The sequence below is a fragment of the Anaerotruncus colihominis genome, from assembly GCF_010206195.1.
GTDB lineage: Bacteria > Bacillota > Clostridia > Oscillospirales > Ruminococcaceae > Anaerotruncus > Anaerotruncus colihominis_A.
Genome location: NZ_VIQT01000018.1, coordinates 61,682 through 85,469, shown reverse-complemented (window position 1 = coordinate 85,469; position 23,788 = coordinate 61,682). Strand labels below are relative to the sequence as shown.

23 protein-coding genes are annotated in these 23,788 nt (G+C 55.4%); 10 read left to right on the top strand and 13 right to left on the bottom strand.

All coding sequences use genetic code 11. The features are described from left to right. Positions 1-36: 36 nt before the first annotated feature. The gene (locus tag FMM72_RS12840; protein WP_162221651.1) at positions 37-1,188 is read right to left on the bottom strand and encodes a galactose ABC transporter substrate-binding protein; all 1,152 of its coding nucleotides are present in this window, start codon (positions 1,186-1,188) and stop codon (positions 37-39) included. Between the two features lie 343 nt (positions 1,189-1,531). Here FMM72_RS12840 and FMM72_RS12835 point away from each other — a divergent pair, with 343 nt between their 5' ends. Genes FMM72_RS12835 through FMM72_RS12820 form a run of 4 tightly spaced genes read left to right on the top strand, consistent with a single transcriptional unit; the run spans position 1,532 to position 4,431 of the window. Next, the gene (locus FMM72_RS12835) at positions 1,532-1,963 is read left to right on the top strand and encodes a Fur family transcriptional regulator (protein ID WP_160208914.1); all 432 of its coding nucleotides are present in this window, start codon (positions 1,532-1,534) and stop codon (positions 1,961-1,963) included. Then, positions 1,960-2,898 carry a metal ABC transporter solute-binding protein, Zn/Mn family gene (locus tag FMM72_RS12830; RefSeq protein ID WP_162221650.1) on the top strand — a complete coding sequence of 313 codons (939 nt, stop codon included), beginning with the start codon at positions 1,960-1,962 and terminating at the stop codon, positions 2,896-2,898. The genes FMM72_RS12835 and FMM72_RS12830 overlap by 4 nt, the downstream gene beginning before the upstream one ends. Further along, positions 2,889-3,596: a metal ABC transporter ATP-binding protein gene (locus FMM72_RS12825; protein WP_160208916.1), complete on the top strand. Its 708-nt coding sequence runs from the start codon at positions 2,889-2,891 to the stop codon at positions 3,594-3,596. Before FMM72_RS12830 ends, FMM72_RS12825 begins: the two co-directional genes overlap by 10 nt. Beyond that, a complete protein-coding gene (locus FMM72_RS12820; protein ID WP_162221649.1) occupies positions 3,589-4,431 on the top strand; it encodes a metal ABC transporter permease in 843 nt (280 codons plus the stop codon). The genes FMM72_RS12825 and FMM72_RS12820 overlap by 8 nt, the downstream gene beginning before the upstream one ends. Before the next feature lie 277 nt (positions 4,432-4,708). Here FMM72_RS12820 and FMM72_RS12815 read toward each other — a convergent pair whose 3' ends face one another. From FMM72_RS12815 to FMM72_RS12805, 3 genes are all read right to left on the bottom strand, one after another. Continuing rightward, entirely contained in the window at positions 4,709-6,397 is a 1,689-nt protein-coding gene (locus tag FMM72_RS12815; RefSeq protein WP_162221648.1) for a methyl-accepting chemotaxis protein, read from the bottom strand. Between the two features lie 163 nt (positions 6,398-6,560). Then, a complete protein-coding gene (locus tag FMM72_RS12810; RefSeq protein ID WP_160208919.1) occupies positions 6,561-7,193 on the bottom strand; it encodes a recombinase family protein in 633 nt (210 codons plus the stop codon). A gap of 523 nt (positions 7,194-7,716) precedes the next feature. Then, positions 7,717-8,103, bottom strand: coding sequence for a helix-turn-helix domain-containing protein (locus tag FMM72_RS12805; RefSeq protein WP_160208920.1), 387 nt, complete (start codon positions 8,101-8,103; stop codon positions 7,717-7,719). Between the two features lie 449 nt (positions 8,104-8,552). Here FMM72_RS12805 and FMM72_RS12800 point away from each other — a divergent pair, with 449 nt between their 5' ends. From FMM72_RS12800 to FMM72_RS12775, 6 genes are all read left to right on the top strand, one after another. Beyond that, entirely contained in the window at positions 8,553-8,942 is a 390-nt protein-coding gene (locus FMM72_RS12800) for a metal-dependent transcriptional regulator (protein WP_160208921.1), read from the top strand. Between the two features lie 166 nt (positions 8,943-9,108). Then, the gene (locus tag FMM72_RS12795; RefSeq protein ID WP_162221647.1) at positions 9,109-9,906 is read left to right on the top strand and encodes a ZIP family metal transporter; all 798 of its coding nucleotides are present in this window, start codon (positions 9,109-9,111) and stop codon (positions 9,904-9,906) included. Between the two features lie 45 nt (positions 9,907-9,951). Then, complete coding sequence (locus FMM72_RS12790; protein ID WP_162221661.1) at positions 9,952-10,680, top strand: ABC transporter ATP-binding protein; 729 nt, start codon at positions 9,952-9,954, stop codon at positions 10,678-10,680. After that, a complete protein-coding gene (locus FMM72_RS12785) occupies positions 10,673-11,590 on the top strand; it encodes a SufB/SufD family protein (RefSeq protein WP_160208923.1) in 918 nt (305 codons plus the stop codon). The genes FMM72_RS12790 and FMM72_RS12785 overlap by 8 nt, the downstream gene beginning before the upstream one ends. Beyond that, positions 11,587-12,120, top strand: a complete 534-nt coding sequence (locus FMM72_RS12780) for a GNAT family N-acetyltransferase (protein ID WP_160208924.1) — start codon at positions 11,587-11,589, stop codon at positions 12,118-12,120. The genes FMM72_RS12785 and FMM72_RS12780 overlap by 4 nt, the downstream gene beginning before the upstream one ends. Positions 12,121-12,304: 184 nt before the next feature. Beyond that, positions 12,305-12,766, top strand: a complete 462-nt coding sequence (locus FMM72_RS12775; protein WP_160208925.1) for a hypothetical protein — start codon at positions 12,305-12,307, stop codon at positions 12,764-12,766. A gap of 255 nt (positions 12,767-13,021) precedes the next feature. Here FMM72_RS12775 and FMM72_RS12770 read toward each other — a convergent pair whose 3' ends face one another. The 9 genes from FMM72_RS12770 to FMM72_RS12730 all read right to left on the bottom strand — a co-directional run bounded on the left by FMM72_RS12770 (position 13,022) and on the right by FMM72_RS12730 (position 23,732). After that, entirely contained in the window at positions 13,022-14,275 is a 1,254-nt protein-coding gene (locus FMM72_RS12770; RefSeq protein ID WP_162221646.1) for an LPXTG cell wall anchor domain-containing protein, read from the bottom strand. A 327-nt stretch (positions 14,276-14,602) separates the two neighbouring features. Beyond that, positions 14,603-15,484, bottom strand: coding sequence for an L-serine ammonia-lyase, iron-sulfur-dependent, subunit alpha (sdaAA, locus tag FMM72_RS12765; RefSeq protein ID WP_160208927.1), 882 nt, complete (start codon positions 15,482-15,484; stop codon positions 14,603-14,605). A gap of 63 nt (positions 15,485-15,547) precedes the next feature. Next, complete coding sequence (gene sdaAB / locus FMM72_RS12760) at positions 15,548-16,207, bottom strand: L-serine ammonia-lyase, iron-sulfur-dependent subunit beta (protein WP_162221645.1); 660 nt, start codon at positions 16,205-16,207, stop codon at positions 15,548-15,550. 121 nt (positions 16,208-16,328) lie between these two features. After that, on the bottom strand, positions 16,329-16,877 hold the full coding sequence (locus FMM72_RS12755; RefSeq protein ID WP_162221644.1) for a hypothetical protein: 549 nt from the start codon (positions 16,875-16,877) through the stop codon (positions 16,329-16,331). Positions 16,878-16,904: 27 nt separating this feature from the next. Then, positions 16,905-18,167, bottom strand: coding sequence for a putative glycoside hydrolase (locus FMM72_RS12750; protein ID WP_162221643.1), 1,263 nt, complete (start codon positions 18,165-18,167; stop codon positions 16,905-16,907). 324 nt (positions 18,168-18,491) lie between these two features. Continuing rightward, positions 18,492-19,100, bottom strand: coding sequence for an Rnf-Nqr domain containing protein (locus FMM72_RS12745; RefSeq protein ID WP_160208931.1), 609 nt, complete (start codon positions 19,098-19,100; stop codon positions 18,492-18,494). An 87-nt stretch (positions 19,101-19,187) separates the two neighbouring features. After that, complete coding sequence (locus FMM72_RS12740) at positions 19,188-19,850, bottom strand: Rnf-Nqr domain containing protein (protein WP_162221642.1); 663 nt, start codon at positions 19,848-19,850, stop codon at positions 19,188-19,190. Then, a complete protein-coding gene (locus FMM72_RS12735; RefSeq protein ID WP_162221641.1) occupies positions 19,801-20,814 on the bottom strand; it encodes an RnfABCDGE type electron transport complex subunit D in 1,014 nt (337 codons plus the stop codon). Before FMM72_RS12735 ends, FMM72_RS12740 begins: the two co-directional genes overlap by 50 nt. Beyond that, complete coding sequence (locus tag FMM72_RS12730; RefSeq protein ID WP_162221640.1) at positions 20,811-23,732, bottom strand: 4Fe-4S dicluster domain-containing protein; 2,922 nt, start codon at positions 23,730-23,732, stop codon at positions 20,811-20,813. The genes FMM72_RS12735 and FMM72_RS12730 overlap by 4 nt, the downstream gene beginning before the upstream one ends. Between the last annotated feature and the right edge of the window lie 56 nt (positions 23,733-23,788).

Below are 23,788 nucleotides of genomic sequence, written 5' to 3'. Positions count from 1 at the left end.
GCCTATTTAGGTTTCAAATCAGTTGCTGTTGGCTGCTTACATGAAATCCTGATAGTTGTCAACCGTTACCTTGACGTACGGAATCCAGACATACTTGCCGTCGGTCACTTCGTAGCCGATTGTCTCGGAGGTGACTTCCTGGCCGTCAGCGGCGACAGCAGCGATGTTGATGGACGCTTTGCCCTGGTTTTCGCCGTCGTTGAGGACTGTGCCGAGCAGCTCGCCCTTGCTCATGGATTCAAGCGCCGGAGCCGTCGCGTCGACGCCAACCACAGGGATGAACTTTTCAGGATCGCCGGTGTTGTAGCCTTCCGCCTTCAAAGCTTCAATCGCGCCGAGCGCCATGTCGTCGTTGTTGGCGAAGACAGCCTCGATCTTATCAGTTCCGTGGGAGGCGATGAATGTTTTCATCAGGTCGGTCGCCTTGACCTTATCCCACATAGCGGTGTCAGCCGCAAGCTCCTCGACGCCGAAAGTGCCGTCATTGGTGACAGCCTCAATGCAGTACTGGCTGCGCAGGGTTGCGTCTTGATGGCCAGGTTCGCCCTGGAGCATAACGTACTGGATTTTGCCGTCGCCGTTCTTGTCTGCTTCCGGATGCGCCTTGAAGTAATCAAGGATGATCTCGCCGGACATTGTGCCGGATTCCTCAGCGCGAGCGCCGACGTACCAGGCCTTGTCATACTTGTTCATGTCCTCCTCGGACGGCTGGCGGTTGAGGAACACGATCGGCAGCCCTTCAGTCATCGCCTTGTCAATGATCGGGCCGGCGGCGGTCAGGTCAACCGGGTTGACAGCCAGCGCGGTGACGCCTTTTGTAATATAGGTGTCGACCTGGTCGTTCTGTGTGGCCTGCTTGTTCTGCGAGTCCACGATTTCCGGAGCCGGGATGCCCAGCGCCTCAGCTGCGAGCAGCATGTTGTTGCGCACGCCGGTCATGAAGGTATCGTCGAATTTGTAAATGCAGACGCCGATACTTACATCGTCGGGAGCGTTGATCTGAACGCCGCCGGCAGCCTCGCCGGAGGGCGTGGACGCAGCAGGCGCCGATTCGGCCGGAGCGGCCGGTGTGGACGCCGCAGGGGTGGATTCAGCCGGTGTCGAGGCCGTGCCGCCGCTACTTGAGCAAGCTGCCAGAGACATGACCATCAAAGATGCAAATGCAAGAGACAGAGCTTTCTTCATCATTTCATTCCTCCTAAGTCTTGTGTGCGTTTTGTGAACAGACTGTAAAATTATTTCCTTGTGATGTTCACTGTCCTTATTATAATTTGGAGCGGGGCGTGTTACTATCAAATATTCTTTCCTGTTTCATTGAATATCTTCACATCTAAATCTGATTGCATGAATTTTCCGAATAATATTTATACAAATTGCCAAATAATGAGGAGAAATAATACGCGATAGAATATCCCCGCATCTGGATACCCGTGCGCCGCATGTGAAATATCCAAGGCGCTTGACAAAAATTAAAAAGGGGATATAATTTGAAATTGAAATTCAATTTCAAATTATATCCCCGGAGGACTGCATGGAAAATGAATATAAAACGCGGCAGCGCGCGCTGATCCTGCAATTTCTTTCTGACAACCGCGAACGCCATCTCTCTGCGGATGAGGTCTTTGATTACCTGCGCGCGCAGCAGTCGCCCGTCGGGAAATCGACGGTGTACCGCTGTCTTGACCGGCTCGTGAGCCAGGGCCGCGCGCGCCGCTATTTTTTGGGAGACGGCGCGCGCGCGTGTTACCAGTATGTAGACGGGCAGGGCGCCTGCCGTGAGCATTTCCATTTAAAATGTATTGGCTGCGGGCAGCTTTTCCATGTGTCATGCGAGCGTCTGGACGAGATTGCCGCGCATGTGCTGGAGCACCACTGCTTTCAGGTTGACCATACAAAAACCGTACTGTATGGACTTTGCGCCGGCTGCGCTGCAAAACAGAAGGAAATGGAGGGACCACAGTGACCGGTTTTTTAAAACGGGCGGCTGCTGTGCTGTGCGCGGCGGCTCTGCTGGCGGGATGCGGCGCGCAGCCGCCGTCGCCTGAAAGTGAACGGGTAGAGGTGGTGGCGACGCTGTTTCCACAATATGATTTTGCGCGGCAGATCGCGGGGGATCGCGCCGATGTGACGCTGCTTTTGCCTCCCGGCGTTGAAAGCCATGCTTATGAACCGACGCCTGCTGATATTATCCGTATCAATCAGGCCGACATTTTTCTATATACAGGCGCGCATATGGAACCGTGGGCACAAAAGCTGATTGAAGGGCTTGACGGGGATGTGCAGGTTGTCGATGTGTCGGCGCATGTGCCGCTTGAGGAGGAAGCCCATGACCACGAGGGGGACGGGCATAACGGGCACGGCGGCTTTGATCCGCATATCTGGACCAACCCACAGAATGCAAAGGTGATGGTGGACAATATTGCCGCCGCGTTGTCTGCGGCCGATCCGGCGGATTCGGGGCTGTTTATGACAAACGCGGCCGATTATAAGGCGCGGCTTGATGAGCTTGATGGGATAATCATGGAGATTGTCCAGATGTCGGAGCATCGTGAGATTGTGTTTGGCGGGCGGTTTGCCATGCGCTATTTCGCTGAACATTATGGACTTGCCTGGTCGGCGGCGTTCGATTCGTGCTCGGGCGAAACAGAGCCGAGTGTGCGCGCTGTGGCGCAGATCATCGACAACATCCAAAAAAACCACATCCCTGTGATCTATTATGAGGAGCTGACCGACCCCAAGGTCGCGCGCGCCATTGCTCAGGAGGCGGGTGCGCAGCCGCTGCTGCTGCACTCATGCCACAATGTATCAAAGGACGAGCTTGCGGCGGGTGAAACGTACCTGTCCCTGATGGAACAAAATGCGGAAAATTTGAAAAGGGGGCTTAACGGATGGCGCTGATTTCCTGCCGGAACGTGACCATGCGTTATGAAAACCGGGTGGCTGTCGATGATGTTAGCTTTGACATTGCACCGGGCGATTACGTGTGCATCGTCGGGGAAAACGGTTCAGGCAAGAGCACGCTGCTCAAAGGCTTGCTTGGCCTGAAAGCGCCGCGTTCCGGCGAAATCGTCTATGGGGACGGGCTTTGCCAAAATATGATCGGCTATCTGCCGCAGCAGACAGTTGTACAGCGCGATTTTCCCGCATCTGTTTGGGAGGTGGTGCTCTCTGGCTGCCTCAATCGGCGCGGCCTGCGCCCTTTCTATACCCCCGCCGAACGGCGGATTGCGCGTGCAAATATCGAAAAGCTGGGGATCGGCGCGCTGGTCAAAAAATCGTACCGCGCGCTTTCCGGCGGCCAGCAGCAGCGCGTGTTGCTGGCGCGGGCGCTGTGCGCGACGGAAAAGCTGCTTCTGCTCGACGAACCGGTGACGGGGCTTGATCCGGTTGTCACAGCGGAGCTATATGCATTGCTCCGACGTCTCAACGAGGAGGGCGTAACCATTGTGATGGTTAGCCACGATATCAATTGTTCGGTGCATAACGCTGGAAAAATCTTGCATATGGACACGCGCGTGTTGTTTTATGGAACAGCCGCCGGCTATGCAAAAAGCGAGCTTTGTCGCAAATTCATCGGAGGTGACGGCCATGTTTGATCTGCTGCGCCATCTGTTTTCCTATTCCTTCATGCTGCGCGCCGTCGTCGTCGGGGTCCTTGTTTCGCTGTGCGCTGCACTGCTTGGCGTAAGTCTGGTACTCAAGCGGTATTCCATGATCGGCGACGGGTTGTCGCATGTTGGCTTTGGCGCGCTGTCGGTCGCTGTGGCGGCCGGTGTTGCGCCGCTGGCCGTATCGGTGCCGGTCGTGGTCGCAGCGGCGTTTTTATTGCTGCGGATCAGCGAGTCAAGCGCCATCCGCGGCGATTCGGCGATCGCATTGATTTCATCAGGTTCTTTGGCGGCCGGCGTCATCGTCACATCGCTGACAACTGGGATGAATGTCGACGTATACGGCTATCTGTTTGGAAGCATCCTCGCTATGAGCGAGGGGGATGTGCTGTTGAGTATTGTGCTTTCTGTGATTGTGATTTGTCTGTTTGTTCTGTTTTACAACAAGATTTTTGCAATCACATTCGATGAATCGTTCGCCCGCGCGACGGGTACCAACACGCGCTTTTACAGTATGCTGATTGCGCTGCTGACGGCGCTGACAATTGTAGTGGGCATGCGTGTAATGGGCGCGATGCTCATTTCCAGCCTGATTATTTTTCCCGCTCTGACATCCATGCGCGTCTGTAGCAGCTTCCGGGGTGTGGTGCTGATCTCGGCGGCGGTTTCTGTTGTGTGCTTCTTTTTTGGAATGCTCGCGTCGTTTGTATGGTCCATGCCTGCTGGCGCCTCGGTCGTCGCCGTCAATGTTGTGGCCTTTGGATTGTTTAGCATTTTCGGCTTTTTTTCCGCTTTTTTCAAAAAAGCTTTCCGGCTTTTTTGAAAAAAGCCTCGGCAAAAAACTTCATACCTTTTTTGAAAAAAAGGTATGCCAAAAAACTTTAGTCGGCTGTGCCGCGAACAGTGGGGTAGCTCCCGGCATTTTTACAGGCTGTGCCGCGAACAGCGGGGCAGGCGCTGCGCAAAAGCAGATTATACCGTGTGCAGAGGTGTTGGCAGAAAAGGAAATGCCTGAAATAAAAGGAAGCAGGGGACTGCGCTGATTGCGCAGCCCCCTGCTTGAATTTTGCTTGATATATGTGATTGCCAGGATCGCACCCTTAAATGGAGGAGGCAGATCTTTGGGCACAAACAGATTGCTTGATCGTAAATTGACTGACAAGCTGTGTAAGAACCTGCGCCTGGCTGGCAAGCTGTTCGGCGGAAGCGGCGCTCTCCTCGGAGGTTGCCGAATTCGTCTGTACAACAGCGGAAATCTGCGATATCCCCTCCGTGATACCGGCGATTGCCTCCGCCTGGTCGGCAGATACATCTGAAATCGTCTTGATCTTCTCAGCGACAGCCTGCGCGCCCTCCACAATACTGCCGAGCGACTGCTGCGTCGAATCTGTCAAATTCACGCCATTGGTAACGGCCGTGAGCGACCGCTCGATCAAAGCGGTGGTGTTACTGGCTGCTTCAGCACTCTTGGCGGCAAGATTGCGCACCTCATCCGCCACAACGGCGAACCCTTTGCCGGCAACGCCAGCGCGCGCGGCTTCTACAGCCGCATTGAGCGCAAGGATATTGGTCTGAAATGCGATATCGTCAATCGTTTTGATAATGTTGCCGATTTCCTGTGAGCTTTCACTGATCTGGTACATGGCCTGTGCCATTTCGCTCATCTGCCGATTACAGTCTTCAATCTGGTTGCCCACATCGATTGTAATATCGCGGGTGATTGCAGCTTCTTTTGCATTGCTGTTGATCTGCTCGGAAATGTCGTTGACCCTTGCAACCAGGTGGTCAAGCTCTGAGGCCTGTTCCGTGGAACCCTGTGCCAGGGTCTGCGCGCCGATGGACACCTGCTGCGACTCGTTTGTAACTTCACCAGCAGAGCATTGAATCTGAGACATCGTGTCATTCAAATGCTTTAAAATCAGTTCGATAGAATGTTTAATGGCGATAAATTCGCCGATATATTCCACATTGTTTTCACGCGTCAGGTTGCCGTTTGCAATTTCACCCAAGTGCTCCGAGATGTCAGTGACATAACGCTTAAGCGTGGCCACAGAAGAATTCAGGCTCTGGGCTAAAACGCCGATTTCATTCTGACTGCGTATGTCGATCTGGAAGCTCAAATTTCCCTGTGAGAGCTTGCGGCTGGATTCTGTGATTTCAACGATAGGATGCACAATTTTCCGGATGATATAGCGCACCAACAGATAGCTTGCGATCACAATCAAAAGGATTGTCAGGATAGAAATAACCTGTGTGACGAGGATCGCTTGACCAAGCTGCTGTTCATTATAGACGAGCAGATCCTTGGAGATGGAAACAACCTCATCCAATTTGGAAACAAGGGCGCTGACACTGACCTTCGTCTCGTTTAAAAATGTTTTGGCAGCGGCCTGAGGGTCGGTTTTATTCGTTTGCAGGATAGTTGTCGCCGATTCGTGGATGCTCTGGTGGAGCGGCTTCATTTCTTCCATCAGCGATATGATCCGGGCATCCTGAATGGTTGACGTATCAGTATTGTACAGCCAGTTTCCAAGTGAACAGGACGTGTAATTTGTACTGCCGGTAAACTCGGTGTCGAAACTGATCGCCGAACTGAGGTTTTCCACCCAGCCATAATGCGCTTTTTGCGCGTCAAGCGCCATGCTATAGAGATCGATGGCCTGGATAGTAGAATCATTATATCGATTGATTGTAGACAATCCGCCAATTGTACCAACCCCGCTGATAACCAGCGCAAAAAAGATCACAGCAACACGCAGCCAAACGGCTTTTTTAATTGAGTTTATCAAAATTATAAATCCCTCTTTTCAATTGGCGATAAAACTATATAGTTCAATATAATGATACTTGAAAATATGATATTTTGCAACTAAATGTTTTGAATTTTGTAAAAAATCAAACGTAAAATATTCATAAATAATTTCGTGCAGATCTGTGAAAAATACCACAACTTTATTTCAACTGCTTGTTTGACGGTATCAGAATGCCCTTGTCAAGCCATCGGTAAAGCGTGCGTGTGCTAACGCCGAGCGCGGCGCCGGCCTGCGCTGCGGTGATCCGGTGCGCGAGCCACTCCTGAATGATTTGTGCACGGGCGCGGTCGCCCGCCAGAAATTTCGTCGGCCTGCCGAATTTGACGCCGCGCAGCCGCGCGGCCCGTATCCCCTCGGATTGACGTTGATGAATGTTTTCACGTTCATTTTGCGCCATAAAGGAAAGTAGCTGCAATACCAGGTCTGAGATCAGTGTGCCAAGCAGGTCGCGCCGGCCGCGGGTATCAAGCAGGGGCATATCGAGAACCACGATGTCAATCATCAGTTTATGCGTCAGGTGACGCCATTGTTCTTGGATTTCCTGATAATTGCGTCCCAGACGGTCCAGGCTGCATATGACAAGCAAATCACCCTTTTGCAATTTTTTCAGCAGACGCATATAGGCCGGGCGTTCAAAATGGCTGCCGCTTTGTTTATCTACAAAGATATTCTTTGGAAGAATTTCAAATTGGCTGTTGAGGGACAGCATTTGGCGGTCCTCATATTGACTTCTGGTCGATACCCTCGCATACCCATAGATGGTCTGGCTCATATGTTTCTGTCAATCCTTTCTTTTATTGTCTAAAGCCGAAGCTCGAACTTTGCTGCCTTCCATCCGGTCATCACTGCCGTGTTCCCCGCTTTTTGTCTGTGTTTTATAAATTTGTTATATCTATCCAACTAGCATTACTATACTGAACATAAAATTTATTATATCACAATTTCTTTTCTTGTAAATTAGTATTATATATTTAGAAATATAAATTTTACAGCCTATATTATGTGCTTGTTTCATATATGCTTCTAACGCAGAAAATAAAGAATCCCTTGGGCGGGATGCATGTGTGAGGTTGAGTATATGCTGCTTTAGGCAGCAAAAAACCACCAAGGCAAAGGCCTTAGTGGTTTTTGTTAAGAACCTGTATTCACAGTCGCCATACGCTGCTCAGGCGGGTCTTTTGCCCCCGCTCCACGTTAAATTTTCTTGCCGGGCGACAGCCCGCCTGCAAAAATTTGCCTTGATCGGGTACAAGATTCCTCGCCCGCCCAGCATCCTCCGACTGTGAATACAGGTTCTAAGGACAGCTGCCCGGTTTGACTGTTCCATACGAATCCTTTTTACATACCTCCTCCAACAATGTATATGCGGCGTACTGAACTTCGGGAGGCGCACGATCAAGCGCCTCCTGATAATCCGTCAAGGCTGGCTGCTGATCACATGTCTGTTTTTTCTTTGCGTTTTCGGCGAGGCGGCATGTATTCAACAACAACATACACGGTTCCACCATCAAGGCTTTTGCGATTCGTTCTAGGACTGTGATCGTCGGATTCTCTTTTCCCAACTCCATCTTACTGATATAAGATGAGCTGGTTTGCGCTCGAAAGGCCAGCTCTTCCTGTGTGAAGCCTCGCGCTTCCCGCCAGAATCGAATGTTCTTTCCCAGCATACGGTGTAGCTTCATAGACATCACCTCTTGCTTGAGCATACAGGAATCGGCTTATATTTACCATATTGGATAGAACCAGTAGCCAATTGAAGAAAATGGTAAATTATCTGGAAAATTATTTCTGCCAATAATACCTTGTGGAAAAGTATATACGCCTGTGCCCTGCATCTTGAGAAAGCACCACAATTATGGTAAAATAAAGGCAGGACGCTTATTTTACCTTTATGGCCTGGGCGATGCGCTGGCACGGTCCGCTATCGCCCCAATGGCCATTGTATCATAGAACAACGCAGGGCGGTATGGGCCATGTGGTCCAACTGGAGATAATCCCATACGCTTAGCGCCATGATGTTGCAAAATAAACATAACCCGCGCCTGTCTGGCGTCAAAGTCAATCAATAGAAGCCGATTTTTGGGGAACGATATCCACAGGCGCGGCGTCGTCAGAATGCAGAGGAAGTTGTATGAATATTCATGAATCCGCTGAAAATTATCTTGAGGCTATTTTGATTCTTAAAAATGAACGCGGCGCTGTGCGTTCTATCGATATCGCACAGCACATGCAGTTTTCCAAGCCAAGTGTCAGCCGCGCAATGAGCCTTTTGCGCGGCGACGGCTATATCACTGTCGACCCGGACGGCTTTATCGAGTTGGCGGAATCCGGCCTTGCGATTGCTGAGCGCATCTATGAACGCCATCGGCTGATGACGGATTGGCTTGTACGCATTGGCGTCTCGCCCGATACGGCGGCGCGGGATGCCTGCAAGGTCGAGCATGACATCAGTGAGGAGACATTTAAGAAGCTAAAGGAACATATTAACGAACATATTCACGAAGCGAAGTCCAAAGCATAAATGGCGCAGCCTTACCGGCATGAGGGCGCTGCCGCATGTAAGTTGGACGTGAGAGGCGGACTCAAGATTGAAAAACGTCTTATCAACCTTACGCTTCGCATGGTAAGATAATTGTCGCTCTGCGGTCGTTTTGTGCTGGTGCGAAGCGGCGGAACAGGTGAATGGAATGAGTGTAATGCATCCAGCTCTTTCGGCATTGGCCGGGACAGGCTTTACTTGCCTGATGACAGCTCTCGGCGCAGCAATGGTGTTCTTTTTTCGTGGTGAAATCAAGGCTGCGTTTCAACAAGCGTTTCTTGGATTTGCCGCTGGGGTAATGATCGCGGCGTCTGTCTGGTCGCTGCTCATGCCGGCGATCGAGATGGCCGGGGAGCAGGGGACACCCGGCTGGCTGCCGGCTGCCGGAGGTTTTCTGATCGGCGCGGTTTTTTTGCAGTCGCTTGACCGGCTGCTGCCTCATCTGCATCCTGGCAGCGACCAGCCGGAGGGGCTGCCGGCCCGTTTGCGGCGTACGACGATGCTTGTGTTCGCCGTTACGCTGCACAATTTGCCCGAAGGGATGGCTGTCGGCCTTTCCTTCGCGCTTGCGGCTCAGGACGGCGAAGCGGCTACGCTTGCGGGCGCGCTCGCGCTGGCCATTGGAATCGGCCTGCAAAACTTCCCGGAAGGCGCAGCCATTTCTTTACCGCTGCGTCAGGAAGGGCTTTCGCGCACGCGCAGCTTTATCTATGGCGCGCTTTCGGGGGTTGTTGAGCCAATTGGCGGCGTCCTGACCGTCTTTCTGGCCGGCTCCATTGCGCCGTTGATGCCATGGCTGCTTGCGTTTGCAGCGGGGGCGATGATCTATGTTGTCGTCGAGGAATTGATCCCCGAGGCGCATCTTGGCGAGCATTCGCATGTTGGTACAGCTGGCGTCCTGATTGGATTTGTGGTAATGATGGTTTTGGATGTTGCGCTGGGCTGAACGTATTTTGATTTTAACTTATTGGAAAGAGGCTGGTGCTTGATCATGTTGGAACTTCGGCAGATCAGCGTTGATATCGACGGCAATCATGAAATTCTGCACAACGTCAATCTCACAATTGGCAACAGCCGTTTTGTTGCGATCACAGGACCGAACGGCGGCGGTAAGTCGACGCTTGCGCGTGTGGCCGCGGGGATTACCGTGCCCACATCCGGCGCGCTGCTGCTTGACGGACAGGATATCACACAAAAATCGATTACCGACCGCGCGCGGCTCGGCATCGGATTTGCATTTCAACAGCCTGTGCGCTTTAAAGGGTTAACAGTGCGTGATCTTGTGGAACTTGCCGCGGGGGGAAGCTTGAGTGAACAGCGGCTCTGTACAGCGCTCAGCGATGTGGGGCTTTGCGCGAGGGACTATGTTGACCGTGAGGTGAACGCGAGCTTGTCCGGCGGTGAAATCAAGCGCATTGAAATTGCGATGGTTATGATGCGCGGTGCGCGCCTTTCCATTTTCGACGAACCGGAAGCGGGTATCGATCTGTGGAGCTTTCAAAATTTGATCGACGTTTTTCAGAAGCTGCGCGCGCAGACAAAGGGGTCGATTGTCGTCATCTCGCATCAGGAGCGAATTCTTGAGATTGCGGACGACATCATTGTGCTTGCCGATGGCAGGGTCGTCCGCCAAGGCCCGCGCGACGAAATTTTGCCCAGCCTGGTCTGTGGCGGCGAACGTTGTGCGTTTTGTACAAAGGAGGCCGGCTGTTATGAATAAGATCACACAGATGCTTATGGAAATTGTGTCGGAGCTTTCCGGCAAACCGGCTGGCGCTTATAATATTCGGGAGGATGGGCAGTGCGCCGGCCGTCAATCGACTGATCATATCCGTATCACACCAAAAACAAGCGAACCGGGCATTGATATCCGGGTTTTGCCCGGGACAACAGGGGAATCTGTCTATATTCCTGCCTGTGTCACACATGCCGGCGTGCATGACCTTGTGTACAACGATTTTTATATTGGAGATGGGTCCGATATAACGATTGTAGCCGGATGCGGCGTGCATAGCGATGGGGAGGAGGAAGCACAGCACAATGGCATTCATCGTTTTTTCATCGGTAAAGGCGCGCGTGTGCTTTATCTGGAAAAGCATGTTGGAACGGGGGAAGGAACCGGCAAGCGGATTATCAATCCACAGACACAGGTACAAATTGCAGAAGACGGTTACATGAAAATGGATACAACGCAGATCAAGGGCGTCGATTCAACAAAGCGTTTGACAACGGCGTCACTGGGGCCGCGCGCACGGCTTGTAATCCGGGAAAAGCTCATGACGCACGGCGTACAGACGGCTGAATCTGATTTTACAGTCGATCTCGACGGAGAGGACGCGGGCGTTGATCTTGTGTCGCGTTCTGTTGCGCGCGGACTGTCGCGCCAGGTGTTTCGATCGCGTATCAATGGAAATACACGCTGCACGGGCCATTCGGAATGTGATGCGATCATCATGGATCAGGGTGTTGTAAGCGCCATTCCGGAGTTGACGGCCGCAAATATAGACGCATCTCTCATCCATGAGGCGGCTATTGGCAAGATTGCCGGGGAACAGCTTGTTAAGCTGATGACGCTCGGGTTGACCGAGGAGGAAGCGGAGGCCAAGATCATCGAAGGGTTTTTGAAATGACGCAACCTGTCTCAGGCGCGGTTATTACAACGCCGCGCCTGTTTTTGCGCACCTTGGAGCAGACGGATTTGCATGCGATGAAACGTGTTTTACAGGATGAACAGACGATGTACGCCTATGCGCACGCATTCGACGACCGAGAAGTACAGGCATGGCTTGACCGGCAGCGTGCCCGGTATGCGAAATATGGATTTGGGCTGTGGGGTGTTTTTTTGCGTGATTCGGGCCGAATGATCGGCCAGTGTGGCGTTACAATGCAGGATTGCGGCGGCGCTTATGTGCCAGAGATCGGATATCTGTTGGAACGCGCCCATTGGCATTGCGGCTATGCTACAGAGGCTGCATGTGCATGCCGCAATTATGCGTTTGATATGCTCGGCTTTGACGAGGTTTTTTCAATTATCCGTGACACAAATTTTGCTTCGCAGCGTGTGGCGCGCCGCATGGATATGAATCCGCGCGGAATGTTCGTGAAGCACTATTATGGCATAGATATGCCGCATATCTGTTTTTCTGTACGGCGAACATAGTACAGCCATATGCGGGACTCGTAAAGTGTTTGCTTGATGAAAAATTTTACCATATGGATGCAGCAATTGTTTACAGAAACCGCACTGTTTAAGCAGCTGGACTAAGCCTTGTTTGAAAAATATGGTGATTCATCTGCTTTCAAACAAGCCCTAACCAGCCGGTCAAAGGGGAGGGAATCGGCCGGTGAATTGTAAAATAATTTTTGCGGCGTCACTTGCGGCGCTGCTGCTTCTTGTGGGATGTGCTTCAGACGTATCTGATGTGGACATGTCGGCGACGTCATCTTATATTGAATTGGCGCTGTTGTCCGGGTCATCCGACAACAGCCCGGATACAGGTGAAACCGCCGAACAGCTTGCCTCGCGTTTGCTTGCTTCGGGTGAGCTTGGACAGGCCGTGTTCCATTGGCGCGGTGGCGGCACCCGATATGAGGCTAATTTGGGCGAAAATGGAGAGCTTACCCTGTATGAATATGCAGATGCTGCCGAAGCGGCGCAAGCAGCCAGCCGGTTTGTATCGGATATGCATGGATCGGAGCTTAGTACATTTTACTGCAATGGAAATTTGATTGCGTCTTATGATGGAACGGATGAGAGCGTTTGCGCCCTTTTGGAGGATACGCTTGGTCCTGCGCTGGCGCGCTGAATGCCATTTAAACAGCCCCGCGGCAAGCCTGGGATTGTCGCGGGGCTGTTTTACAGAGGCGATATGTTTACATTAAATTGATTTGGCGCCCCCCGCCATTTTCGTTTTGCCTCACAGCACGGGCAGCATCCGCAAAGCATAAAAGCCGCCTGGCTTGGGCGGCTTTTATGCTTTGCGGATCATTTATAAAATCCCCGCCGGTTGTGGAGGCAACCGACGGGGATTTTATTCAGAAAGAATCTAAACTAGGATAGATTATTTCGCTTTGCGGAACGCAACAGCGCCGGCAACGGCCAGAGAGAGGACGCCAGCCATAACGGCCACGTTCACCATGTCACTGGAACCGGTGTTCGGGATGTTTTTGTCCGGAGTAGAGGTGGTCGGGGCATTGCTGTTACCAGTCTCGCCGGGATCAACATAGGAGTTGTCAACATCAAGCTCGGTGTCGGAGATGATATAGGTGCCGAGCGTGCGGGTCTGGATGGACCAGCCAGGGATCTCGCGAGCATCCTCGCTGAAGCTGAACTTATGGGTCACGTCGACCAGATAGCCGTCAGCATTGAGCTCGTAGATATAGCAAGCGTCCGGATCCGGGGTGTAATCATCGTTGTCATCCCACGGAACACCCAGGGTCAGCCAAGCGCGGGAAGTGGACGGGATTGTGGAGCTGCCGACAAAGTCATAGAACCACAGATCCGCATCGGCAGGATCGCCGTACTCGGTGTAGATGTCGCCCATGGACTTCGTGGAGAGCTTCGCATAGAACTTCGAAGCGTCGTCGTCAGACTCGAACTCGAGCGCCGCACGATCATCGCCCCAAATGAGGACGTTCGTGTCGTTCGAATCCGGCTTCATCACGATGCCGTCGCCCGTATCCGGGTTGTCATCGTTGCCGACGGTCTCGTTGGAAACCCACATGGTGTACTTGATGGACAGAGTGTCGTTCTTGGTCCAATTGAAGGGAATAGTGCCAGAATTTGCGCCAGAGCTGCGCGGCTTATTGTTCTTATTAGCATAGTAGCTCAGATCGTTCTTGGCCTTGAACTCGATTGTACCAGTGGTCTTGTTCTCGCTGGTAGCGGTCGTGTCGGCCACCTCGATCTTCAGATAAGCGGCGCGGTCATAATCGCCGAGCTTCTTGTCGTCGACAACGGTGATGTTCTTGATGAGCTTGCCGTTGGTGTCCTTCTTGAGACTGTACTTGAAGTAATCCGTATCGGTGATGTCTTCGCAATAAGCGAGGAAACCGCCGCTGGCTCTAAGCGCATCATTCATGTTCCCATACAGCGGGATATAAACCGTGGAGCCGGGGCGGATCGGATCGATCGACAGAGTCGAGGAAAGCAGGCCGTTCCAAGCGCCAAGGCCGTTAGGCACCTTATCGCTCACCTCGCCGTCGCCGTCATATGCATTCCGCATCCCAACAGTGGCAGCGAACACGGAGACTGCGCTCATGCTCAGGACGGTAGCGCCGGCGAGCATCGCGCAAAGAACCTTTTTCATGTTCATTGCAAATATCCTCCTTGCAAAAATCAGTTTCTAAAATTGGTTTGTTGCGGGTGGTCCTCCAACCAATCCCTTAACTGTTACCAATTATAGCGTAGCGAAAAGGAAATGTCAAGTGTTTTTGTAACCAGTTTGTAACTTTTTCTTTTTATTTTGTTACCGTTTTGTCATGAATTTTACATATAATGGTAAATTGGCGAGAAAAATGGAGATAAAAGGAATTTAAGTGACAGATTTCCTCATGAACGCCCCCGCACATTCAATAATCGGCCTGTACCGTTACAAATTTTAGCGCTGATACGGATTTTCTGTGACGCCGGGCTTTTTTGTTCACATGCCAAATAATTCAGCGGCCAGGCGGCGGCCGGTGGGTGTTGCCGCAAGCCCGCCCTCGCTCGTTTCACGCAGGGCGGAGGGCATCGCGTCGCCGATATGCTTCATGGCGACGATGACCTCGTCGGCAGGAATGGCGCTTGTGACGCCGGCCAACGCCAATTCAGCGGCTGTGAAAGCGTTTGCAACGCCGGACGCATTGCGTTTGATACAGGGGATTTCCACCAGTCCCGCTACAGGGTCGCAGACAAGCCCAAGAATATTTTTCAGCGCGATGGCGACAGCGTGCGCGGCCATTTTTGGAGAACCGCCCGCCAGCTCCACAAGCGCTGCGGCCGCCATCGCTGAGGCGGAACCACACTCCGCCTGGCAGCCGCCCTGCGCTCCGGCAAGACATGCGTTGTTGGCGATCACCATTCCAACAGCGGACGCCGTAAATAGACTCATAACACACGCACGGCGCGGTACGCTGCGGTCGTGCAGCATGGTCAGAACAGCAGCGGGCAGAATCCCGCAGGAGCCGGCGGTCGGCGCGGCTACGATGCGCCCCATCGCGGCATTCAGCTCTGAAACGGCAAGCGCACGCGCCAGCGCGCGTGTGAAAACGCTGCCGCAGAGCGTATTTCCACTGCCGGCGGCAAGCCGCAGCAGATAGGCGCTGCCGCCGGTCAGTCCGCTTGTGGAGCGTAGATCGGGCTGTACACCCTGGTCGGCTGCCTCATCCATCACTGTGAGCCGGCGGTCCATCTCCTGAAAAAGAAATTCCGGGTCCTTTTCCATCTGCTCCGCCTGATCGGCCAGCACAAGCTCTGAAATCTGCCGGCCGCTTTCTGTCGCCGCACAGACAAGGCCCGCAAGGTTATTGTATCGCAGTTCCATATAAATCCCCCATTCCGCCGCGGTGCACGGCATAAGCAGAACTTGAAAAAATTCCACGGCTGCTCATACAGGCTCAAGACGTGTGGAGCCGATAATGTTGGGCAGCGCGCGGATTTTTTCGTTGAGCGCGCGGTCGATACTGCCATCCGTTTCAATTGTCATCACGGCTGTGCCGCCCTTCTGCTCGCGCGCCAGTCTGAAATTGCAGATATTGACGCCATAGCTGCCAAGGCAATCCGTCACGGCGGCTATGGTGCCCGGCGCGTCGCGGTGCAGCACGATCAGTGAGGCGTATTGCCCGGTGATTTCCACCGGCATGCCGTTGACCCTTGTGATCAGGATGTTTCCGCCGCCGACCGATGCGCCCTGTACGCTGACGCGGCGTCCATCCGCCGCCGTCAGTGCAATCAGCGCTGTATTTGGATGTGCGCTTTCAATATGGTCGGGAATGATGGTGACTGACAGCCCTGCTTGCTTTGCAAGCGCGGGGCTGTCGCGCAGACGGGCGTCGTCCGGTTTCATTCCAAGGATACCCGCAATCAGCGCCTTATCGGTGCCATGTCCGCGATATGTCTTGGCAAACGAGCCGTGCAGGCGTATTTCTGCCTGCACGGCCGGCGCGCCCAGCAGCGCGCCGGCCATCCTGCCGATCCGCGCAGCGCCCGCCGTGTGGGAGCTTGACGGGCCAATCATGATCGGCCCAATGATATCAAATACATTCATGTGTGCTCCGGCCTCCCTGTTCTGTAGTTTGCACCGATTGCCCCCAAATTTTCCAAAAAAAGAGATGCGCCGTGCGGAGCATCTCCTGTTCATCTCATATTTGCCGGTCCTCTCCCGGCTGTCAATAGTCGATTACGATAAAGGGACCGAGGTTGGCGGCACAATCGAGCGGCTGCGAAAAGTCAGCGGGATAAAAGCTGCCATAATGCGGGCGCTTTGAATGCTCGCAGAGCTTGTAAAAATTCCCGAAAAAAGCGGCGTCCTTATGCGGGACAAAGTCCCCGGCATATGCAGCCGGCTCCACATGGATATTTCCACCCCAGTAAACGCCCTGTAAATCCTCACCCTGGAAGGGATGCACAAAGGCCCGGCCGCTGTCCAACAGATCGGCGCCGCCGCGTCGGATGGAAAAAACGCCGTCGGCGCGCAGGGAAACAATCAGCGGCGGCGCGCTGGGCGTGAGCGCAAGGACAGCGCGCGCCTCGCTTTGTGGCAGCGGCTCCGACTCGAACGAAAGGAGCTGGACATGCAGCCCGTCCGCAGCAAAACAAATGCGCGCCTGCGCATAGGGCTTGTAGTCGCGCGGTTCAAGCGGATAATCGCGCAGCTTGGCAACATGCAGAGTTTCAAAATCAGGCGCGCCCGAAAACAGGCGGACTTTAAAGGACATGGCCCGCACCTCCTGTAAGCAGTTTTGTCACAGCGCCGGATAGGCGCCGTCTGGATGGTAAATAATGTAGCTGCCGACATTGTTGCCGGCGGCCGCGCCGGTCTGCGCTTTTATATCTTCCGCAGTGTACATTTTATTATTCGTCAGCGTGTAGTCGGCCGGATACGCCTGGACCATGGCAGTAACCTGTTTGCCGGACAGGTCGGGCGCAATAAATTTGAGCAGGGAATCGACGGTACCGCCCGGATCAAGCACAGGCGCCTCAAGCGCAAAGCTTTCCAGCGTGAAGGCGTCGCCGAACTGGGCCGGCATCACGCCGATTGTGACGTTGTCGTTCGCAAGCGCGAGCGGGTTGGAACCGTAATAGGTGTTGTTTGCGCCAAGCGCGGCCAGCCCTGTGATGTATACGCTGACTTCACCCCCAAGCGCTTCAACGCGCGCGTCAGCCGCGTCGATAAATTCAGCCAGCACGTCGGAACGCGTCTTGCCGGACGCGTTCGGCCCATACGTTGCCAGCTCGAGTCCGTAGCCGACGGGGAAGCTCACATTATCCAGCATCACGCGGCGCACGCCCATTGAGACGCTCTCGGCGGCAATGTCCGTGATATAGGCCTGCGCGAGCTCGGAGTAAGGGTTGAGCCACGGTTTGCCGCCCGCTTCAGGCGAATTGTCAAGCCAGGTGGTGTCGGTGTTCATATATTTAACGCATGCCTCGGAAACACGGTTGGCCGCAGTCGGATCACGAAAAGCATTGAGCCGGCCGATCGGTACGAGGCTTTTCTTCTCCAGCTTTTCACAGAGCTGCCCAAGATCATAGGGATTTTGCGCCTGTGCCTTGGCTTGGGCGACCAATTCAAGCTGCGAGCGGTAAAGCACGGTTCCGTTTGTGTCCTTCAGATCAAACAAAACGGCGTTTGTATCCGTGCGCGAAAGCGCGTCGAGCATACTATCGAGCCGCGCCTCGTCAAGAATGATGGAAACCGGCAGATAAACGGCGTGCAGCTCCGCCGGCAGCACAGGCGCGGCGGGCGGCTCAGGCTCTGCGGCCGCCTGACCGCTGCTTGCGGACGCGTCTTCCTCCGGCACGCTGGAGGAAGATTCGTCATCGGCCGTCGCGGACAGGAGCGTACCGGCGAAATAGTCGCGGATCGGCCCATAGGCGTTCCATCCGATGAAAGCAAACACCGCCGCAACGGCGATCGTCGCGGTCCAGCGCAGCAGCCGTGCGCGTAGCGGCTGCTTTCCCCGGTAAATATGGTTGTAACGCTTTATCTTATAATTTTTTGCCATCGTTTCACCACCATCTTTCGCGCCGCTTCATGCGGCGGGTATATGCGGGGAAGTCCCCTTCAGCGCCCTTGGGCCTGTTGACAAAGTCGCCGCACTCTAGACAGCGGCGCTTTATTCCGGCATCTTTCACAAAAATACTCGTGAATCCTCAAAGGCTTGCCTACGCTTTTCGTTTTATCCGCTGGTGTTAAATTTTCTTGCCAGGCGACAGCCCTCCTGCAAAAATTCGCCTGGATCAGGTATAAAACTCCTCGCCTGCCCAGCATCCTCCGGCTGTGAATACAGGTTCGAAGACAGGTTCTCATTGTGGGCTGGGAGCAAATTTTATGTTGGAAGCTGATGGCCGATTAGGCCATAGATTGCAAGCGAGAGGATCCCAATATACAGAAGCGCCACAGGCAGCCCCCGGAAAGCGCGCGGTACATCTGAAAGCGCGATACGCTTGCGTCCCTCGCTGATCAGCAGCAGGGCAAGCGTATACCCCGCGCCCGAGCCAAAGGCAAAGCCGCAGGTTTTCAGATAGCCATACCCGCCTGAAAAGGCCAGCAGGATTGCGCCAAGAACAGCGGTATTGAGCGCCGCGGTAAGCGCGAGCGGCCGCAGCGCATAATGCAGGCGCGGCAGCCAGGCGCGTGTGATCACATATGTCAGGGCGAATACAAGGCAGATACACAGCAGCGTTGTAATGCTTGAAAGGTAACGGATCCCGAGCCGTGAAGAGAGGCGGTAAAGGCGCAGCAGATGATTGAGCGGCCACGCCAGCGCCGCGGACAGCGTTACAATGTACGTCAGAAACGCGCCGAACCGCAGAATGCCGCGCGGCGTATTCAGCCCAAGCGTTTCACCGCTCGCGCCAAGGCCGCGGGCAAAAACAGCGTTTTGTAATATGGCCGCGGTAAAAGCGGCGATCAAAAATTCGGAGATATAAGTCATCGTGTTCCTCCCGTGGAGCAGGGCTTGTTTTCAAAAGGAGACTGACAGGCCGCGGCGAAAAGGCGGGCGGCGCCGCATCGCGGCGGATTATGCGGATGGTGGCGCGGTGCGCGGGTTGTCGCTGCGATAGATCAAAAGCAGCACCGCGCGCCGGAGAAAACGCGCCGCCGCACTGAGCAGCGCCAACAGAATAAAACCGGCAAAGGTCATCTGCACGCCGCCGAGTGTAAACGGCGCGTGCGCCAGTACGCCCCAGACAGTACCCGTGCCGAACCATTCGCGCAGCAGCGCCAGCAGGCACATGACAAGCGCAAAGCCGACGCTGTAGGAAACGGCGTCCACAAGCGCGAACAAGGGCTTGCTGCGTCTGCCGGCGTAGCGTCCACAGAGCGTCAGCAGCAGCGTGTTGACCGACAAAAGCGGCACAAAGATGCCGAGCGAATCGGCGACCTCCGGCGAAATCGGCAGGATCAGCGGCACGCAGGCAACGATAAGCGCGAGGGAAAACAGCGTGTAAAGAATCGGCGCGCCCCACCGCGGCAGACGTGCGCCGACCAGCGACGCGAGCAGAACTGTTGGGATTAGCGAACAGGCCAGCAGAATCGAAATGGAGACGCTGTTTTTAAGGCTGGTGGTGATCACAACCGCAAATGGTATCGCCATCCCGCCGACAAGCACAGGGTTGCGCGTCAGCAGGCCGTCAAACCAACGGCTGCGTTTTCGCACTGCCCTTACTCTTTCTAGCTTCAAGATGCTTCCTCCTTACCATCCGGTGCAGGGATTCATTATAGCGGTCAATCAGGGAGACGAACGCGTTTGAAAACAAAATAGCAAACGACATGCTCTCCTCATAACCACCGACATAGCGGAACAGCATGGTAATCGCTCCGGCAAAGACGCCGTAAACGGCCAGCGAAGTATCCCGCTTGGGGCTTGTGACTGGGTCTGTGATACAGAACACGGCGCCAAACAGCATAGCGCCGGACATCAGCTCATAGATGACGGATTGTATCCCGTCGCCCGCAACGCGCGGAAATAAAAACGCGATCAGCGCGCAGGTGGCCAGAAACGGAACCGGAAGCTGCCAGCGCACGGTGTGCCGGAACAGAAGATATCCAAGACACGCGGCCACAACCAGGATATTGGTCGCGCCCATCGGTCCGGGATAGTTGCCGAGCAGCATCGAGGTGATGTCGTTTGAAGGGATGCCGCCGAGCTTGATTACAAATGCCGGATTCTGATAAAGCGTGGCTGTGACGTCGCCGAAAAGAGGCAGGCGGTCAAAGGGCATCGGGTACATAAACACAAGCCCGGGCCAGCAGATCGCCGCGAAAGAAAAGCCGGCGGCCGCGGGATTGAACAGGTTGTGGCCTGTCCCGCCGAATGGATGTTTGACAATTGTAATCGCAAAGACCGACGCGGCGGCCGGTACATAATAGGGAACGGCCGCAGGCATCATCATTGCGATGATCAGTCCCGTGACAATAGGGGATAAATCGCGCGGGTTTGGCGTCCGCCCGCGCAGGAGCGTGCACACTGCATCTGTGATGACAGCCGGGACGACGGCGGCTGCGCAGACCATTAGCGCGCGCGGTCCATAATACAAAAATCCGAGCGCGCACAGCACAAGCAGCAGTAAGATAACATCGCTCATCAGGGTGCGGCTGCTCTCCTGATGCCGGATGTGGGGCGCTGCCCTTCGATTCAGTTTCAACGGTCGTCCTCCCCCTTTTCGGCAGACGGTTCATCATTTTTTTGCCAGCTATACCGTCCGCTGGCGGCGAGCGCAGGTTCATCCGCGCCGTCCATACGCGCGGCATCCTCATGATCAGGCGTGCCGGCCTGCTCTGGCATGGCGGCTGGCTCCGGTTCGCCGGACGCCTGCTCGTAGGTCAGAACAGGCGCCACAGCGTCGTCCGCGCCGTCTTCCGCCATATCGGCCGTCAGCGGCGGCGGGGGCATGGCCTCGCGGAACAGGCTGTCGATATCGAGATCGAGGCGCGGCCCGCTGTCCGCTTGTTCAGGTTCCGTCTGCTCAGGCGTGGAGGGCTCAACCGGGAGCTGCGTCTGCGGCGCCTGCACGGGAGCCGCTACGACAGGCTCGTCCGGTCTGTCCGCGAAAATGCCCTGTGCAGATGCGCCGTTATCCTGCGGCGGGCTTTGCCGCATTGACGGGACCAAAACAGCACGTCCGGTGACGGCCGCGCGCGCGTCCTCCATCTCGCCGCGGTAGACGCGCGCCTCGACGCGCGCGTCCTCAAGCGCCTGCTCAATCTTTTCGCGGGTATCGCGATCGTTGTCTGCAATCGCTTTCTGCCGCGCGTCATAGTCCGCCTGCGCCTGCGTAAGCGCCTTGGCGTGGACAGCCTGCGCTGCCTCATATATGGTCTGCGCTTCGGCGCGCTCCAGGGCGGCGGCTTTTTCAGCCTCCCGGTAAACGGCAATCACCTGCACGCGAAGCTGCTTGTCGCGCTCCTGCGCTGATTCCAGCGCGGCAAGCGCCTGCGCCTTGGCTGTGCGGTTTTGCTCCCGCGCCGCTTCAAAGACGCCCTGCGCATCCAACTTTTCCTGCTGGTTTTTGGCCTGCGCCGACTCGTAAGCCGCCTCCGCTTTGATCTTGGCTATGCGGTTTTGCTCCTGCGCGCCCTCAAGGCCGGCCTGTGCCTGTACCTTTGCGCTGCGGTTCTGCTTCTGCGCTTCCTCGTAAAGCCGGGCTGCGCGCTCCTTTGCCTGCCCGGCGGCGTCCTCCGCCTGCTTGAGTGCGTTGGCCGCCGCTTGTCTGGCGGCGTCGCGCGCTTTCTGCGCGCTTTCCCGGCGGCCGGGTCCGGCCGCCTTGATGCTCTCGAGCGCGTTTTGTGCGGATGTGCGCGCTTCTGCGGTCGCGCCGCTTTGCTTCATAACGCGGTCGAGCGCCTTCTGCGCGTCGCGCTCGGCGTTTTCGTGTGCTTTCAGCGCAGCTTCAAAAGCCTTATTAGCCTCGCGCAGAGCGGCGTCTCTGGCCTTGCGCGCGTGTTCAACAGAGCGGTCGACCTCCTTTTCAGTGTCCTGCCTGGCGCGCAACGCCGCCGCCAACGTCTGATCGGCCGCTTTTTCGGACCCTTGCCGCGCTGCTCCGGCCGCGCCGAGCGCGCGGCCGGCCTCTTTTTCAGCGTCCTGCCTGGCGCGCAGCGCCTCTGCCAGCCGCTGGTCCGCTTGCTTTTCTGCGGTCCGGCGCGCCGCATCCGCTGCGTCAAGGATGCGGTCGGCCTCCCTTTCAGCGTCAAGCTTTGCGCGGTTTGCATCGGCCAGCGCACGGTCGGCGGTCTGCTCCTGCGATTGGCGGGCGTTCTGCGCCGCGGCGAGCGCGGCGTCAATCTCACGGTTTGTAGCCTGCTGGCGGCGCAGGGCTTCAGCCAGTGCGCCGTCTGCCGCTGCGACAGCCGCCGTATGCGCTGCCTTCGCCTGCGTCTGGCTGCGCCGTAGATCACGGTCCGCCGCCTTGAGCGCGCGGCGATGCGTGATCTGTGCGCGGTGCAGGCGGTAATCAGCCATATAGCTTTCATATTCGGCTGTTTTTTCCTTCGCCTGGAGCGCGGACGCCGTACGCATGGAACCGATCATCGGCCGGTATTCGCGCGCCGCCCGCTGGATGGTTTCAGAAAGATCAAGCTTGGACGGACAGACATAGCTGCATGTCCCACAGCCAATGCACATCTGCGCGTCGAGTACGCGAAACAGGCCATACCGGCGGTTCTGAATGCTGCGGTAGAGATAGAAGGGGTTCAGCCCTTTGGGACATGCGTGCGCGCAGCGGGAACAGCCAATACAGCCGATATTGAGGCTCTTGAAATCCTCATGAAACGCTAAAATGGCGCGGGTGGCCGGTGTGACAAGCGTATTGTCGGTATCCATGACGGAAAATCCAGTCATGGAGCCGCCGACAACGACGCGCGCGGGGTCCTCAATGAGTCCGCACCGCTCAAGCACCTGGCCGACCGTCATACCGAGCGAAACCTCAAGATTGGTGGGATTGCCGATGCAGTCGCCGGCGACGGTGATAAAAGTGGTGGTCTGAGGCTTATTGAACGCGACCGCCCGCGCAAGATGGATCAACGCGCCGACGCCGACCATCGCGACATCTTCCTTAGCAGCAAAAAACATCGACGCCTGATACTCGGCCGGATAACGGCCGCGGATGCGCTGGACGCGGACTCCGCCGAGCTTTCTGGGGATACGGATGTCGAGATCGGTCAGATTTTTATATACGGCGAACTGCGCCTTGGCCGCGCCGGTCGCTTTCTGGGCGAGGCGCAGGCCGCTGACGCTTTGCGCAGAATTTTTTAGCATAGGATTTAATTGGCTGGAAATATACGGTTCGTCGTCGATTGCGTCAGCGACAAGCAGGCGCGCCGGCGCGGCACGGAATCCCTCAAGCTTCTCATGGAGCGACCGGCCGTCGCGCTCGTCGATAATGTGCGCGTCGCGCGCGATTGCGATAATATCATCCGGCGTCAGTGCGTCCGGGTCCTCGACGGCGGGGCGGTCCATCAGCACGCCGATGGTGTCGGCATTGAGAAATTCGCGCAGATCGCGCGAAAGCGCCGGTTCCTTGTGCTGCTGGAGCAGTATTCCTTTATATAAAAATCCTGCCATGTGGGACCTCCGATAATCAAAAAATGGCTGTGCACATATAGTAGGGGTGGGGGTGT